14 protein-coding genes are annotated in these 13,995 nt (G+C 65.7%); 8 read left to right on the top strand and 6 right to left on the bottom strand.

What is annotated here, in order from left to right:
* Positions 1–209: 209 nt before the first annotated feature.
* A complete protein-coding gene (gene rpsI / locus AC1DR6_RS10835; protein WP_476829229.1) occupies positions 210–689 on the bottom strand; it encodes a 30S ribosomal protein S9 in 480 nt (159 codons plus the stop codon).
* A gap of 2 nt (positions 690–691) precedes the next feature.
* On the bottom strand, positions 692–1,153 hold the full coding sequence (rplM, locus tag AC1DR6_RS10830; protein WP_476829228.1) for a 50S ribosomal protein L13: 462 nt from the start codon (positions 1,151–1,153) through the stop codon (positions 692–694).
* A 233-nt stretch (positions 1,154–1,386) separates the two neighbouring features.
* Between rplM and AC1DR6_RS10825 the strand changes: the two genes are divergently transcribed.
* Entirely contained in the window at positions 1,387–2,160 is a 774-nt protein-coding gene (locus AC1DR6_RS10825) for a substrate-binding domain-containing protein (protein ID WP_476829227.1), read from the top strand.
* 4 nt (positions 2,161–2,164) lie between these two features.
* On the opposite strand, the gene AC1DR6_RS10820 is transcribed toward AC1DR6_RS10825, so the two are convergent.
* Positions 2,165–2,602 carry a PaaI family thioesterase gene (locus tag AC1DR6_RS10820; RefSeq protein WP_476829226.1) on the bottom strand — a complete coding sequence of 146 codons (438 nt, stop codon included), beginning with the start codon at positions 2,600–2,602 and terminating at the stop codon, positions 2,165–2,167.
* Between the two features lie 89 nt (positions 2,603–2,691).
* On the opposite strand from AC1DR6_RS10820, the gene AC1DR6_RS10815 reads away from it, so the two are divergent.
* The 4 genes from AC1DR6_RS10815 (at position 2,692) to AC1DR6_RS10800 (ending at position 6,909) form a co-directional block, all read left to right on the top strand.
* Positions 2,692–3,498, top strand: coding sequence for an enoyl-CoA hydratase (locus AC1DR6_RS10815; RefSeq protein WP_476829225.1), 807 nt, complete (start codon positions 2,692–2,694; stop codon positions 3,496–3,498).
* 197 nt (positions 3,499–3,695) lie between these two features.
* Positions 3,696–4,223 carry a CoA-binding protein gene (locus AC1DR6_RS10810; RefSeq protein ID WP_476829224.1) on the top strand — a complete coding sequence of 176 codons (528 nt, stop codon included), beginning with the start codon at positions 3,696–3,698 and terminating at the stop codon, positions 4,221–4,223.
* A 115-nt stretch (positions 4,224–4,338) separates the two neighbouring features.
* A complete protein-coding gene (locus AC1DR6_RS10805; RefSeq protein ID WP_476829223.1) occupies positions 4,339–5,589 on the top strand; it encodes an FAD-dependent oxidoreductase in 1,251 nt (416 codons plus the stop codon).
* A 42-nt stretch (positions 5,590–5,631) separates the two neighbouring features.
* The gene (locus AC1DR6_RS10800; protein WP_476829222.1) at positions 5,632–6,909 is read left to right on the top strand and encodes an O-acetylhomoserine aminocarboxypropyltransferase; all 1,278 of its coding nucleotides are present in this window, start codon (positions 5,632–5,634) and stop codon (positions 6,907–6,909) included.
* 159 nt (positions 6,910–7,068) lie between these two features.
* On the opposite strand, the gene AC1DR6_RS10795 is transcribed toward AC1DR6_RS10800, so the two are convergent.
* Positions 7,069–8,154 carry a COX15/CtaA family protein gene (locus AC1DR6_RS10795; protein ID WP_476829221.1) on the bottom strand — a complete coding sequence of 362 codons (1,086 nt, stop codon included), beginning with the start codon at positions 8,152–8,154 and terminating at the stop codon, positions 7,069–7,071.
* A 106-nt stretch (positions 8,155–8,260) separates the two neighbouring features.
* Here AC1DR6_RS10795 and AC1DR6_RS10790 point away from each other — a divergent pair, with 106 nt between their 5' ends.
* A complete protein-coding gene (locus AC1DR6_RS10790) occupies positions 8,261–8,470 on the top strand; it encodes a DUF2842 domain-containing protein (RefSeq protein ID WP_476829220.1) in 210 nt (69 codons plus the stop codon).
* Between the two features lie 174 nt (positions 8,471–8,644).
* On the opposite strand, the gene AC1DR6_RS10785 is transcribed toward AC1DR6_RS10790, so the two are convergent.
* Positions 8,645–9,697, bottom strand: a complete 1,053-nt coding sequence (locus AC1DR6_RS10785; RefSeq protein ID WP_476829219.1) for a polysaccharide deacetylase family protein — start codon at positions 9,695–9,697, stop codon at positions 8,645–8,647.
* A gap of 130 nt (positions 9,698–9,827) precedes the next feature.
* Between AC1DR6_RS10785 and AC1DR6_RS10780 the strand changes: the two genes are divergently transcribed.
* A complete protein-coding gene (locus AC1DR6_RS10780) occupies positions 9,828–11,054 on the top strand; it encodes a GNAT family N-acetyltransferase (RefSeq protein ID WP_476829218.1) in 1,227 nt (408 codons plus the stop codon).
* A 32-nt stretch (positions 11,055–11,086) separates the two neighbouring features.
* Here the strand turns inward: AC1DR6_RS10780 and AC1DR6_RS10775 are convergent, their stop codons facing one another.
* Positions 11,087–13,249 (bottom strand): GumC family protein, encoded by a 2,163-nt coding sequence (locus AC1DR6_RS10775; RefSeq protein ID WP_476829217.1) that lies wholly within the window; start codon positions 13,247–13,249, stop codon positions 11,087–11,089.
* Between the two features lie 181 nt (positions 13,250–13,430).
* On the opposite strand from AC1DR6_RS10775, the gene AC1DR6_RS10770 reads away from it, so the two are divergent.
* Positions 13,431–13,991 (top strand): polysaccharide biosynthesis/export family protein, encoded by a 561-nt coding sequence (locus AC1DR6_RS10770; protein ID WP_476829216.1) that lies wholly within the window; start codon positions 13,431–13,433, stop codon positions 13,989–13,991.
* The last annotated feature ends 4 nt before the right edge of the window (positions 13,992–13,995 follow it).

The following is a 13,995-nucleotide window of genomic DNA, read 5'->3' as shown; positions in this document are numbered from 1 at the left end:
TCTTGGTCAGTCTCCAGCCCTCACCCTAAGGAGCGGGCCAAAGGCGCGCGTCTCGAAGGATGCTTCAGGAGGCACCCAGCCGTCTGGACCATCCTTCGAGACGATCGCTTCGCGGTCTCCTCAGGATGAGGTCTGAAGAAGCAGAAAGCCAATGCAAAAGGGCGGCTCTTGCGAGCCGCCCTTTTGCATATCCGAATGATCGAAAACGATCAGCGCTTCGAGAACTGGAAGCTGCGGCGAGCCTTGGCGCGGCCGAACTTCTTACGCTCGACGACGCGCGAGTCACGGGTCAGGAAGCCTTCCTTCTTGAGCGGGCCGCGAAGCTCGGGCTCATAGAAGGTCAGCGCCTTGGAGATGCCATGACGCACGGCGCCGGCCTGGCCGGAAAGACCGCCGCCCTTGACCGAAACGACGACGTCATACTGCGTGACGCGGTCGACGAGCTGGAGCGGCTGCTTGAGCACGAGGCGCAGCACCGGCCGAGCGAAGTAGATCTCCTGGTCGCGGCCGTTGACCGTGACCTTGCCGGAGCCGGGCTTGATCCAGACGCGGGCGATGGCGTTCTTGCGCTTGCCGGTGGCATAGGCGCGGCCCTGCGCATCGACCTTCTTGACGTGGACCGGAGCTGCCGGCTGATCGGGCTTGGCGACTTCGCCGAGCTGGGAGAGAGACTGAAGAACCTCGGCCATGGTCAGACCCTCTTGTTCTTGCTGTTGAGCGCGGCGACGTCGAGCGCCTCCGGCGACTGGGCGGCGTGCGGGTGCTCGGTGCCCTTGTAGACGCGCAGATTGCCGAGGATCTGGCGGAAGAGCGGGCCGCGCGGCAGCATGCGCTCGACGGCCTTCTCGACGATACGCTCGGGGAAGCGACCTTCGAGAATGAACTTGGCCGAACGCTCCTTGATGCCACCCGGGAAACCGGTGTGGTGGTAATACACCTTCTGATCGCGCTTGCGCCCGGTCAGGGAGATCTTCTCGGCATTGATGATGATGACGTTATCGCCACAGTCGACATGGGGGGTGTAGGCCGCCTTGTGCTTGCCGCGAAGACGCATCGCCACAACGGAGGCGAGACGGCCGACGACGAGCCCAGAGGCGTCGATCACAACCCACTTCTTTTCGACATCGGCGGGCTTGAGCGAGATGGTCTTCATCGCGACACCCTTCGGTTTGAAGTCTGCAAAAAGGACACGCCGCCGGGACCCGGCGGCGGTGTGCCGTGGGGATAGGGGCTGCGGCAGCCGGTGTCAAGCGCTTTCGATGAGCACTCCGCGCAAAAAATACAGCGTTTTCAGCATCCTAACAAAAATGGTATTATAGTACCGTAATGCGGACTTGCGCTGGTGGGCGGCGCTGTATCACGATCGCGGGCAGGAGGAACGACATCATGCATTCGAAACACACCGCCACCGCCGCCCTCATGCTGGCCTTTATCGCCAGCGCGCCGGCCCGGGCCGATGTGAACGTCATCAGTTCGGGCGGCTTCACAGCCGCCTACAAGGAGCTTGTCCCGGCCTGCGAAGCCAAGATCGGCCAGAAGGTCGTCAGCGCCTATGGCGCCTCGATGGGCGCGGCGCCGGACGCAATTCCCAACCGGCTAGCTCGCGGCGAGCCTGCCGATGTCGTCATTCTAGCGGGCGACGCGTTCGATACGCTGGTGAAGGACGGCAAGGGCATGGGCGGCACCCGGACCGACCTCGCCCGCTCGGCGATCGGCCTCTCAGTCAAGGCCGGCGCGCCGAAGCCCGACATCTCGACGGTTGAGGCGCTGAAGAAGACGCTGATGGAGGCGAAGTCCATCGCCTATTCGGCCAGCGCCAGCGGCACCTACCTCTCGGAAGAGCTGTTCCCGAAGCTCGACCCGAGCGGGCAGGTGATGGCGAAGTCCAAGAAGATCTTCAGCGAGCGCGTCGGCACGATCGTTGCGCGCGGCGAGGCCGAACTCGGCTTCCAGCAAGTCAGCGAACTCGTGCCGGTCCCAGGGCTCGATTTCGTCGGCACCTTGCCGGAGGAGGTGCAACGGGTGACGATCTTCTCGGCAGGCCTTGCGGCCAACGCCAAGGAGCCGACGGCCGCAAAGGCGCTGATCGCCTGCCTCGGCGGAACCGATGCGGCGGCGACCATCCGCAAGACCGGGCTCGATCCGATTCCGGCGAAATGAAAACTCAGCGGGCGGGGATCGAATAGGTCCCCGTCGCGTGGCAGACCAGATCGGGCTTGCCCTGCGAATAGAGGCTGACCTCGCCGACCGCCAGGCGCTTGCCGAGCTTCAGCAACCTTGCTTCGCCCACCAGAGCCGCCTGGCCGGGTTTGCGCAGGAAGTTGTAGTTGAGGCTCGTCGTCACGGCGAGACCGACCGGGCCGATCTGCGCGAGAATCGCGACGTAGAGTGCGAGATCGGCCAGGGCCATCATCGTCGGGCCGGAGATCGTGCCGCCGGGGCGCAGGTGGCGCTCGTGATAGTCGCACCGCATCCGGGCGGTCATCGGACCGACCTCCTCCACGAAATAGGTCCGCCCGCCATAGAGCAGCTGCGGGAAGACCTCGTCGAGATAAGCCTCGATCTCGGAGGCAGTCATAAGCGGCGGTCTGGCGGTGGTCATGCGGGAACCGGAGGCTGGTGCGGAGCTTCTCCCCTTGCAGCATGGCGACCGCGCCCCGACAATAAGTCAAAATGCGGAAAGGGAGGCCCATGAACGCCCATCAGACATCCGAGGCCGTGCTGCTTCGTGCCGACGCGGACGGGATCGCCACCTTGACGCTCAACCGGGCGCAGACGCGCAATCCGCTGAGCGAAGCCACGCTGATGGCGCTGAGCGAGACATTCTCGGCGATCGCGGAGGACAAATCGGTCAAGGTCGTGGTGCTGGCGGCTGCCGGTCCGGTTTTCAGCGCCGGCCATGACCTCAAGGAGATGTCGGCTCATCGCGCCGACGAGGATCATGGCCGGGCCTATTTCACCGCGATACTCGGGCTCTGCTCTGCGGTGATGCAGCAGATCACCGCCCTGCCCCAGCCCGTCATCGCCGCCGTCGAGGGAACCGCCACGGCGGCCGGATGCCAGCTCGTTGCGAGCTGCGATTTGGCGGTAGCCGGCGAGGAGGCGAAATTCTGCACACCCGGCGTCCATATCGGCCTGTTCTGCTCGACGCCGATGGTCGCGCTCTCGCGCAACCTCTCGGCGAAACACGCCATGGAGATGCTGCTGCTGGGCGAAATGGTGCCGGCCGAGGAAGCGGCTCGGATCGGCCTCGTCAACCGCGTCGTGCCGGCCGGCGGGGCGCTCGCGGAGGCGCAGCGGTTGGCCGGGGTGATCGCCTCGAAGTCGCCCGCGACCGTCAAGGTCGGCAAGCGGGCGTTCTATGAGCAGCGCGAGATGGGGCTGATGATGGCCTATGACCACGCCTCGGCCGTGATGGTGGACAACATGCTGGCGAGGGACGCCGAGGAAGGCATCGGCGCGTTCATGGAGAAGCGGGCACCGGTCTGGGAAAATTGATGTTCTGGGGCGGTCATCCCGGGCGACCGAAGGGAGACCCGGGATCCATTCCCCGAAAAAGGTTCAGGCATGGATCCCGGATCTTCGCGGAGTTTATCCGTGGGCCGATCAAAGATCGGACCCGAGGGCTTCGTCCGGGATGACGGAGCGATTCAGACGCCCTATTGCCTTGTGCCTCCCCTCGTAAAGCCATCCTCATGATCCACGATTCCTACCCCGACAGCCTCATCCGCGAGGTCATGACGTCCGTGAAACGGATCGCGCTTGTCGGCGCGTCCGCCAACGAAGCGCGGCCGAGCTGGATCGTGACAAAATACCTGCTCGACCGGGGCTATGATGTCGTGCCCGTCAACCCCGGCCTTGCGGGCCAGAGCATTCTCGGCCGGGCCGTCTATGCCGCGCTGAAGGACATTCCCGGCGCGGTCGAGATGGTCGAGATCTTCCGCAACTCGGAGGCGGCCGGCCCGATCACCGACGAGGCGCTGGCGCTCGAACCTTTGCCGAAGGTGATCTGGATGCAGCTTTCGGTGCGCAACGACGAGGCTGCTGCGCGGGCCGAGGCGAAGGGCGTCACCGTCATCATGAACCGCTGCCCGAAGATCGAATATGGCCGGCTCTCCGGCGAGATCGGCTGGCAGGGCATCAATTCGCGGATTCTGTCGTCGAAGAAGCCGATGCTGGGCAAGGGTTTCCAGAAGCGGACGATCTTCGGGCCGGGGACGTGACCGTCCCGTCATTGCGAGGAGCGTAGCGACGAAGCAATCCAGGAGCGGCAGCGCTCTACGACCCCTGGATTGCTTCGCTTTCGCTCGCAATGACGGCAGCGGAGGGAGAATGATCATGAACGAACTCGCCACCACCTGCTGCATCGCCGGCGGCGGCCCGGCTGGAATGATGCTGGGCTTTTTGCTGGCGCGGGCCGGCGTCGATGTCATCGTGATCGAGAAGCATGCCGACTTCCTGCGCGACTTTCGCGGGGACACCATTCATCCCTCGACGATGCAGCTGATGCGGGAACTCGGCCTGCTCGACGACTTCGTGAAGCTGCCGCATACGCGGGAGGCCCATATCGTCGCCCGCTTCGGCGAAGAGGACGTGCCGATCGCGGATTTCAGCCATCTGCCGGTCGCGGCGCCCTATATCGCCTTCATGCCGCAATGGGATTTCCTTGATTTCCTGGCCGATCGTGGCCGGGCGCTGCCGCATTTCCGGCTGCTGATGCAGGCGAAGGCGACGGGCCTGATCCGCGAAACGGGCCGAGTGGTCGGCGCCACGGCCGAGACGACGGAAGGACCTGTGACGATCCGAGCCGATCTCGTGGTCGCGGCCGATGGGCGTCACTCAGACCTGAGACAGGCTGGCGGCTTTGCGGTCCGCGAGATCGGCGCGCCGATGGATGTTCTCTGGTTTCGGCTGTCGCGGCGTGAGAGCGATGTCGCGCAGACCTTCGGGCAGGTCGGGCGCGGGCGCTTCGCCGTGATGCTGAACCGGGGCGATTACTGGCAATGCGCCTATGTCATTCCGAAAGGGACACTCGACGGGTTGAAGGCGGCGGGGCTCGATGCCTTCAGGCAGGGGCTCGGCCAGCTATTGCCGGTGATCTCCGACCGTGTGGACGAGCTTGCGAGCTGGGACGATCTCAAGCTGCTGTCGGTCGCGGTCGATCGGCTCGATCGCTGGTGGCAGCCGGGCCTGCTCTGCATCGGTGACGCTGCCCATGCGATGTCGCCAATCGGTGGCGTCGGTGTGAACCTCGCCATACAGGACGCGGTCGCCGCGGCGAACCGGCTGGCGCGACCGCTGCGGGACAAGCGGCTCACGGAGGCCGATCTTGCCGCCGTGCAGGCGCGCCGGATGTTTCCGACCAAGGCGACGCAGGCACTGCAGGTCGGCATCCAGAACCGCGTCATCACGCCGATCCTTTCCGGCAGCGGGCCGGTGAGGCCACCTGCTGTGCTTGCCCTGCTCAGATGGTTTCCCGCTCTCCAGCGCATCCCGGCACGGCTCATTGGGATGGGTTTCCGGCCCGAGCATATCGGCCCGGAGCTGGCACCGCGGCCCCGAATTGACGCCCTGCATACCGTTCTTTAAAACGAACGAACCGTCTCGTCAGAAGATTTCAGGGAGCACGCCATGACCGACCGGATGCCCGGCTTCAACACGCTCGCGATCCATGCGGGGGCCGCTCCCGATGCGGCGACGGGCGCGCGCGCAACCCCGATCTACCAGACCAGCTCCTTCGTCTTCGACGATGTCGACCACGCAGCGTCTCTGTTTGGCCTGCAGGCCTTTGGCAACATCTACACTCGCATCGGCAACCCGACGAATGCGGTGCTGGAAGAGCGCGTCGCGGCGCTCGAAGGTGGCACGGCGGCGCTTGCCGTGGCGTCGGGCCATGCGGCCGAGTTTCTGAGCTTCCACGCCCTGCTCCAGCCCGGCGACGACTTCGTCGCTTCGCGCAAGCTCTATGGCGGCTCGATCAATCAGTTCAACCACTCCTACAAGAACTTCGGCTGGAACGTGATCTGGGCCGATTCCGACGATCTCGAGGCTTTTGCCGCCGCCGTCACGCCGAAAACCAAGGCGATCTTCATCGAATCCATCGCCAATCCCGGCGGGGTCGTGACCGACATCGCGGCGATCAGCACTGTCGCGAAGAAACACAATATCCCGCTCATCGTCGACAATACGATGGCTTCGCCCTACCTCATCCGCCCCTTCGAGCACGGGGCCGACATCGTCGTGCACTCCGCGACGAAGTTCCTGGGTGGCCACGGCAATTCGATCGGCGGGCTGATCGTCGATGGCGGCTCGTTCAACTGGGTCGGTGACGAGCGCTATCCGATGCTTTCCAAGCCACGGCCGGAATATAACGGCATGGTGCTGGGCGAGACCTTCGGCAATTTCGCCTTCGCCATCGCGACGCGCGTGCTCGGCCTGCGCGATCTTGGGCCCGCGCTCTCGCCCTTCAACGCCTTCCTGCTGCTGACCGGAATCGAGACGCTGCCGCTGCGCATGCAGAGGCATTGCGAGAATGCGTTGAAGGTGGCGCAGCATCTGGCTCAGCATCCGGCCGTGGAATGGGTGAGCTATCCCGGCCTGCCCGGCGATAAATATCACGAGCTCGCCAAGCGCTACTCGCCGAAGGGCGCCGGCGCCGTCTTCACCTTCGGGCTGAAGGGGGGCTATGAGGCCGGCGTCAAGCTCGTCACGGAGCTGAAGCTGTTCTCGCATCTCGCCAATATCGGCGATACGCGCTCGCTGGTGATCCACCCGGCCTCGACCACGCATCGCCAACTCACCGACGAGCAGAAGACGGCCTCGGGCGCCGGCCCGCAGGTCATCCGCCTGTCGATCGGGCTGGAGGATGCCGAGGATCTGATCTCGGATCTGGACCAGGCGCTGACCTGATCGCCATACCCGTCTGTCATTCCGGGACGCTGCGCAGCAGCGGACCCGGAACCCACGACCGGGCCGCAGCGGTTTTGGGCAACGCTTGGTAAGGCTCACCCGGTCGTGGGTTCCGGGTTCACGCCTGCGGCGTGCCCCGGAATGACAGCGGGTCGAACCTCACACCCGCGCCGCCTGCTCGGTCCGCGCGACATTGACCACGATCATCGCCAACACGGTGAAGCCGAGCGCCTGGTGGGCGAGGCCGGCCCAGAGCGGCACGACGAGCAGCAGCGTGGCGATGCCCAGCGCCGACTGCGCCAGCACCAGCCCGGCGATAGCATTGGCGCGCTTGGCGCTGCCGGAGGCCGGCGCGGCCCGGCGCATCCGCAGTGCGTGCCAGAGAGCCAGCGCGAACAGGATGTAGGCGCCGAGGCGGTGGTTGAACTGCACCAGCGCGAGATTGTCGATGAAGTTCTCCCAGAACGGCGTCTGCGCGAACAGCAGCGAGCTCGGCGGGACGAGCGACCCGTCCAATAGCGGCCAGGTGTTGAAGGTGAAGCCGGCGCGCGCGCCGGCGACCAATCCGCCGAGTGCGATCTGCACGAAGGCCAGAAGCAGAAGCAGCCATGCCATGTCCCTGCCCCTCGCCGGCTCGACCCGACGCAGCGGTGTCATCGCGGTGGCGAAAGCGATGACCGAGGCGAAAAATAATCCTGCAAAGGTGAGATGAAGCGTCAGCTTCACCGGCGCGACGGCGACCATGCCAGGCTGGAGGCCGGACGCGACCATGATCCAGCCGATCGCGCCTTGCAGGCCCAGCAGCAGCCCCATGCCAAAGAGGATCGCGATCTGGCGGCCGGGCAACAGGCGGCGCAGTGCCACCACGAGAAACCCGGCGAGGAAGACCAGTCCGATGAAACGGCCAAGCTGGCGGTGGCCCCATTCCCACCAGTAGATGAACTGGAATTCGCCGATGCGCATGCCCTGGTTAAGCAGCTGATATTGCGGGCTCGCCTTGTATTTCGCGAATTCCTCGGCCCAGGCCCCGCCCGAGAGCGGCGGCAAAGCGCCGGTGATCGGCTTCCATTCGGTGATCGAGAGGCCAGAGCCGGTGAGACGGGTGGCGCCGCCGACGACAACCATGAGGAAGACCAGCGCGGCGACGCACCAGAGCCAGCGGCGGATGCCGGAATGCCTTGTGCTCACGGCGGAGGCCACGGCTTTGTGGTTCACGGCAAGCGTCACGGAGCGGCTTTCGGTCATCGGTCGATGCGCTTCACAAGCGCGGTTCCCGGTGACATAGACCCCTCCAACATCGGCGACAACGCCCGGATTGCCGCAGCCGTTGCAGGCGCCAAGGGAAAACGAGATGAGACAACGCAGCCGCAAGCTGGTCGGAACGGTGGCGATCCTCGTCTTCGTCTGCGTCTATGCGCTCGTGGCAATGGCGCTGGCGCAGGGACGGATCACCGAAGCGCCGAAGCTGGTGCAGACGGTGGCCTATGTTGTCCTTGGCCTCGCCTGGGTGCTGCCGCTGCTGCCCCTGATCAAGTGGATGGAGCGCCGGGACGAAGTGTGATGCGGCCCGGTATTTCTCACCACGGTTGTCATTCCGGGGCTTCGCGAAGCGAAGAACCCGGAACCCACGATTGGGCGAAGGCTCAAAATGGCGTGTTGGAGGTTCCACCCCGTCGTGGGTTCCGGGGTTCACGCCTTTGGCGTGCCCCGGAATGACAAATCGCTTGGCAGACCTCTAGCCGATACTCAGCCGCCTTCCGCGGTTCTTCAGCCAGAACGGCAGGCCCGACAGCATGGCTCGCAGCGCCGCCTCGTTCTGATGCAGCCCGTTCAGGGAGACGCGCGGCAGGGCGTGGGGGCTGTCGGCAAGTTCCGGCCACAGATGGCCCGGCCGTGTGGTGACCGCGCTGGCAAAGCCGGCATCGCGCGCCAATGCAAACTCGCGTGGGCCAGCCGAGGTCGGATCGCCGACCGGATAGGCGAAATGGCGGACGGGGATGCCCAGCTCCGCTTCCAGCCTGGCTTTGCTGTCGACGATCTCGCCCCGCGCGAACCCGGTCTCGTGCTTGGCCAGCATCGGATGCGTGAGCGTGTGGGCGCCGATGGTGACGCCGGGCGCGCCGGCCAGCGCCCGCAGGGTCTCCCATGGCAGGCATTCGCGCTCGACCAGCGAGGCGGCATCGACGCCGGCACGACCGGCCAGCTTGGAAATCACTGAAAGCAGAGTCGCTTCCGGCCCTTTGCGCAGTCGCCAGTAGAGCTTGTCGAAGGCTGTAGTTTTCTCCGCTGCCGTGGCCGATCGCATGGCGAACGGCCCATCGAACAGCTTGAGTTCGATCGCGGGCAGCGCCCGAAGCGCCTGTTCCAGCTCAAGCCACCAGAGGCGCGCGGTGCGGTCGGCGAAGCCGGGGGTGACGAACATGGTCCAGGGCGCGCCGTGCTTCGCCAGCACCGGCCAGGCGTGCTCGACATTGTCGCGGTAGCCATCGTCGAAAGTCAGCGCGACGAAGAAGCGCCCGTTCTTCGGTTTGCCAAGGCGCTCCAGCGCTTCGTCGAGCGAGACGAGATCATAGTTTTCGGCACGGATCAGCCCCAGCGCCGCGTCGAGGAAATCCGGGGTGATCTCCAGCAGCGCGTTGGGCGCGAAGTCACGACCCACCACTGGGCGGACATGGTGCAAGGTCAGGATCACACCGACGCCTTGGGCGAACCCGCGACTCCACCGGTCGGCGCCGGTTGCCGTCATCATTCGGAAGGCGGCCGCGATGGCCTTGTGACGCGCGTTCATCGGCAGCCCGTGCAACCAGCCGCTAACGCTGTCGAAGGATCGCGCGGCGGTTCGCGGCGAGCATGGACGGTCCGTTCACAATGCCGGGTTAAGGAGCGGCATCCCGCCGGCGCAGGAGGCGCTCAAGACCGTGCAGGCGCCCGCCCGATCCATCGATCTTCCCCCGCCGCTCGGCGAAGGCTCGCCGACGACCGCCAAGCCCTGGCGCTCGATCACGATCGAAACCGACATCGCCACGCTGGAGACCGCGTGGCGCGGCTTCGAGGCCGAGGCCCTCGCGACGCCCTACCAGTCCTATGGCTGGGTCAGCGCCTATGTCGCGACGATCGGCGCCTCGGCCGCGATGATTTTCCGATATGCCGTGCTGCGGGACGAGGCTGGAGCGCTTTGCGCGATATTGCCGCTGGTCATCACGCGTCGCGCCGGGGTCCGCTTTGCCGAGATCATCGGCGGCAAGCACGCCAACTACCATATGGGTCTCTACGCCCCGGCCTTCGCAGCCCGTTTCGACACAGGGCTGGCGCGCACGATGCTGAGCGAGATCGGCGCCGCGATCGGCGAACTCGATGCGCTCGTCTTCGTCAATCAGCCGCTCGCCTGGATGGGGCAGCCCAACCCTCCTGCCCTCATCGCCTCGGGGCCGAGCCCGAGCCGCGCCTACAAACTCGCGCTGATTCCCGGCGATGGCGAAGCCACGCTCAGGCGCTCGATGAGCAGCCACGCCCGCAAGAAGCTCAAGAACAAGCGCAGCCGTTTTGCCGATTTCGGGCCTTCCGCGGTGACGCGGGCGCGGGGAACGGCAGAAATCGCGCGCGTGATCGACCTCTTCCTGGCGCAAAAGGCGGAGCGCTTCCGTTTGATGGGCATTCCCGATCCGTTTGCGCCAAACGCCATCAGGCGCTTCCTCGTTGCCGGGGCGCAAGGCGAGCAGCCGGCGCTCGAGGTCTACTCGCTCGACCTCAACGAAAACTGCGTCGCCACCTATGTCGGCGCCGTCCAGGGTTCCCGCTTCTCCGGCATGGCAACCGCGTTCGACATGACGAGCGAGACGGTGAAGACGAGCCCCGGCGAGTTGCTGCTCGCGGAGCTGATCCGCCTCAAATGCTCAGAGGGGTATGAGAGCTTCGATCTCGGCGTCGGCGAAGCGCGTTACAAGACCAGCTTCTGCGACGATCACGACGACCTCGTCGACAGCTTTCTGCCGCTGACGCTCAAGGGGCGGCTGTTCGTCCAAACTGCCCGGATCAAGCGCGAACTGAAGCGCCGCATCAAGGCGTCCCCGCTGGCGCTGAAGCTGACCTACCGGCTCTCCGGCTTGCTGCGCCGAAAGGCGCAGACCGGCGCGGACGGCGACTGATCCGGCTCAGGCCTCGACCGGCGCCGCTGGCTTTAAGCCTCCACCGGCGCCGGCGCCTCTTGCGCCTGCGGTATCGGCCGCGGCATGTCCTGCTCGGCATCGAGAATAATGGATACCGGGGCCGTGGTCAGCTCGCTCAGGCGATAGGCCGCCTCCAGCGCGTGGCCGTTGCCGACATGGCCGCCCATCACCAGGCCACCCTGAATGCGGCGCGCCAGCGGCTCCAGCATGGCGCTTTCGTCGTTCGAGGCGGCGGCTATCAGCACCCAGTCATAGGTCTCGCTCAACGCATCGAGCGCGACATCGACGAGGTCGGCGGCGGCGAATACGGCTTCCCGGCCGGCCTTGCCCGGCCCGATGCTGTGGAGACGCGAGCCGGCCTGACGCATGATGATATCGGAGAACATCGCCTCCCCCGCGAGCAATTCGGAGAAGCCGGGCTGGCCGTGATCGTCGTCGCTGGCGAGATCGACCAGGATACAGCGGCAGCGCTGCGCCAGCAGTTCGGCGAGTTCGCTCGGCCCGGTCGCTCCGTCGCCGCCGGCGTCGAGCACCAGTGCGATCGGCGCCATGCCACGGCGTGGCTCCTGCGTGCGCTCCGCGATCTCGGCCAGCGTCAGTTCCGGATGAGCAAGGTCGAGCCTGATCTGACCGAGGCGGCCGGTATGGGTCAGCAACCCGGCGACGCGCTCACGGCGCGGGGTCTCGGGCTGCGCCCGTTCCTGGAGCGGAGCCCCGCCGCCCGCAGGCCCGACCGGGACCCAGCGCGGCATGTTCGGCATTTCTTCGCCACGACCGTTCAGCAGTTCGCGGGTGACGACCGTCGCGAGCGCAATCAGGAACGCAGCCAGCGTCGCAACGAGCACCACCGGCACTTTTTTGGGAAAGGACGGCTCCGTCGGTTCGACCGCGCGGGAAACGATGCGGGCGTCGGCAGGGGTCGCGTTCAGCGTGTCGCGCGCGGAGGCCTCGCGATAGCGCTGCATATATTGTTCGAGCTGTTCGCGCAGCGTGCGGGAATCGCGTTCCAGCGCGCGCAACTGCACCTCGCTGTCGTTCGAGCTTGAGACGTTCTTCTTCTGCCCGTCGAGCGCGGCCTGGAAGCTTTCGACCCGCTGGCCGGCGATCTTGGCCTCGTTCTCCAGCGTGCGGACGGTGCGCTCGGCGGCGGCGCGCAGCTGGCCCTCGAGATCGGTGAGCTGGGCGGTCAGCTCCTTGATGCGGGGGTGACCGGGCAGCAGGCTGCGCGATTCGGCGGCGATCTGCGCGCGCAGCGTGACGCGCTGCTCGATCAGGCGGCGAACGAGTTCGTTGTTGGCGACATCGGGAATTTCAAAGGTGCGCCCCTGCTTGATCGCATCGCGAATAAGGCCGGCCTTCGCCTGAGCTTCGGCCTGCTGGCTCCTGGCCCCCGACAGCTGGGTCGAGAGATCGCCGAGTTGCTGCGAATTGATCGTCGTGTTGTTCGGACCGGAGAACAGCCCATGCTCCGAACGGAAGGCCTCGACCTTCGCATCGGCCTCGGCGACGCGCTTGCGCAGTGGCTCGATATTGCCCGACAGCCAGGTGGAAGCGCTGCGGGCATTGTCCTGCTTCGCCGCCTCCTGGAATTCGAGATAGGTCTCGGCGATGATGTTGGCGCCCTTCGCGGCCAAAGCCGCGTCCCGCGAGGTGAACTCGATCGAGACGATCCGCGAGCGGCCGACCGGATAGACCAGCAACCGCTCGAAGTACTTTTCCAGCACTCGGTCTTCCGGCGAGCGGTCGGCCGGGTGGCTGCCCAGACCGACCATTACGGCGATCTTGCGCAGTGCGCTCAGAGCGCCGGCGCCGGAATCGAATTCGGCATTGCCGACAAGGCCGATCCGCTTGATCGCCTCCCGCGCCAGATCGCGGGACATGATGACCTGCACCTGGCTCTGCACGGCCTCGGGGTCGAACTGGCTGGCGCTGTCGCCGGACTGACCGGGCAAGGCATAGAAGCCGCCGCGACTTTCCAGCAGGATGCGCGCCTCTCCCGTATAACGCGACGTGACGACGTTGACGGCGATGAAGGACAGCACGAGCGCTGCCAGCGTCGGGCCCAGAATCCAGAGCTTGTGGCGCTTGATCGCGATCCAGAGCGCCGAGAGGTCGAGCATTTCGCCCCGCCCCTCGCCGCCGTCACGCGCATCGATCCCGACTGCAGCGGTCATGCTCAACCCGTTCAACGCAAAACTCGGCGCGCCATGGCAGCGCGTGACGGCATTGAAGGTGGGTTAAGGTTATCGTCCGGTTAAGCGCACCGAAGAACAGGCCTGCGCAATCTTGCGGAAGTCTTTGTTAACCATATCGACCTAACGCTTCGACCACGTTCCGCACAGGTTCAAGCCAGTGATGACTCGACGCCTTCTCCCCCTCGCCTTGGCTGCCGCGCTGGCCGTGAGCGCTTGCGCGCCGCAGTATCAGGCGTCGGAGTATGCGCTCGCGCAGGCAGCGGGACCCTACCGCCTCGCCAGCGGCGACAAGCTTCGCGTCATCGTCTTCGGGCAGGACAACCTCTCCAACATCTACGCGGTCGACGGCTCGGGCCGGATCACGATGCCACTGATCGACACGGTCGAGGCGCGCGGACGCACCACCCAGCAGCTCGCGCAGGCGATCGAGACCAAACTGCGCGGGGGATATCTGCGCGAGCCCAAGGTCGCGGTCGATGTCGACACCTATCGACCGTTCTTTGTCCTCGGCGAGGTCACGACCTCCGGTCAGTTTCCGTTCGTCAACGGGATGACGGTGCAGACCGCCGTCGCCATCGCCGGCGGCTTCACCCCACGCGGCCAGCGCAACTCCGCTGAAGTGACACGGCAGATCGACGGCCAGCTCGTGACAGCCAACGTGCCGATCACCTATCCGGTCCTGCCGGGCGATACGATCGTCATCAAGGAACGCTGGTTCTAAGCGG

It is taken from the genome of Allobosea sp. P5_A5, assembly GCF_056400625.1.
Note: the sequence above shows the minus strand (reverse complement) of the source record. Positions and strands in the feature narration are given on the sequence as shown.

Coding starts and splice junctions, on each gene's coding strand:
- AC1DR6_RS10785 (WP_476829219.1), bottom strand. CDS start 9,697: ATGAACGCGCGTCACAAGGCCATCGCGGCCGCCTTCCGAATGATGACG.
- AC1DR6_RS10815 (WP_476829225.1), top strand. CDS start 2,692: ATGAACGCCCATCAGACATCCGAGGCCGTGCTGCTTCGTGCCGACGCG.
- AC1DR6_RS10805 (WP_476829223.1), top strand. CDS start 4,339: ATGAACGAACTCGCCACCACCTGCTGCATCGCCGGCGGCGGCCCGGCT.
- AC1DR6_RS10825 (WP_476829227.1), top strand. CDS start 1,387: ATGCATTCGAAACACACCGCCACCGCCGCCCTCATGCTGGCCTTTATC.
- AC1DR6_RS10795 (WP_476829221.1), bottom strand. CDS start 8,154: ATGACCGAAAGCCGCTCCGTGACGCTTGCCGTGAACCACAAAGCCGTG.
- AC1DR6_RS10800 (WP_476829222.1), top strand. CDS start 5,632: ATGACCGACCGGATGCCCGGCTTCAACACGCTCGCGATCCATGCGGGG.
- AC1DR6_RS10770 (WP_476829216.1), top strand. CDS start 13,431: ATGACTCGACGCCTTCTCCCCCTCGCCTTGGCTGCCGCGCTGGCCGTG.
- rplM (WP_476829228.1), bottom strand. CDS start 1,153: ATGAAGACCATCTCGCTCAAGCCCGCCGATGTCGAAAAGAAGTGGGTT.
- rpsI (WP_476829229.1), bottom strand. CDS start 689: ATGGCCGAGGTTCTTCAGTCTCTCTCCCAGCTCGGCGAAGTCGCCAAG.
- AC1DR6_RS10790 (WP_476829220.1), top strand. CDS start 8,261: ATGAGACAACGCAGCCGCAAGCTGGTCGGAACGGTGGCGATCCTCGTC.
- AC1DR6_RS10775 (WP_476829217.1), bottom strand. CDS start 13,249: ATGACCGCTGCAGTCGGGATCGATGCGCGTGACGGCGGCGAGGGGCGG.
- AC1DR6_RS10820 (WP_476829226.1), bottom strand. CDS start 2,602: ATGACCACCGCCAGACCGCCGCTTATGACTGCCTCCGAGATCGAGGCT.
- AC1DR6_RS10810 (WP_476829224.1), top strand. CDS start 3,696: ATGATCCACGATTCCTACCCCGACAGCCTCATCCGCGAGGTCATGACG.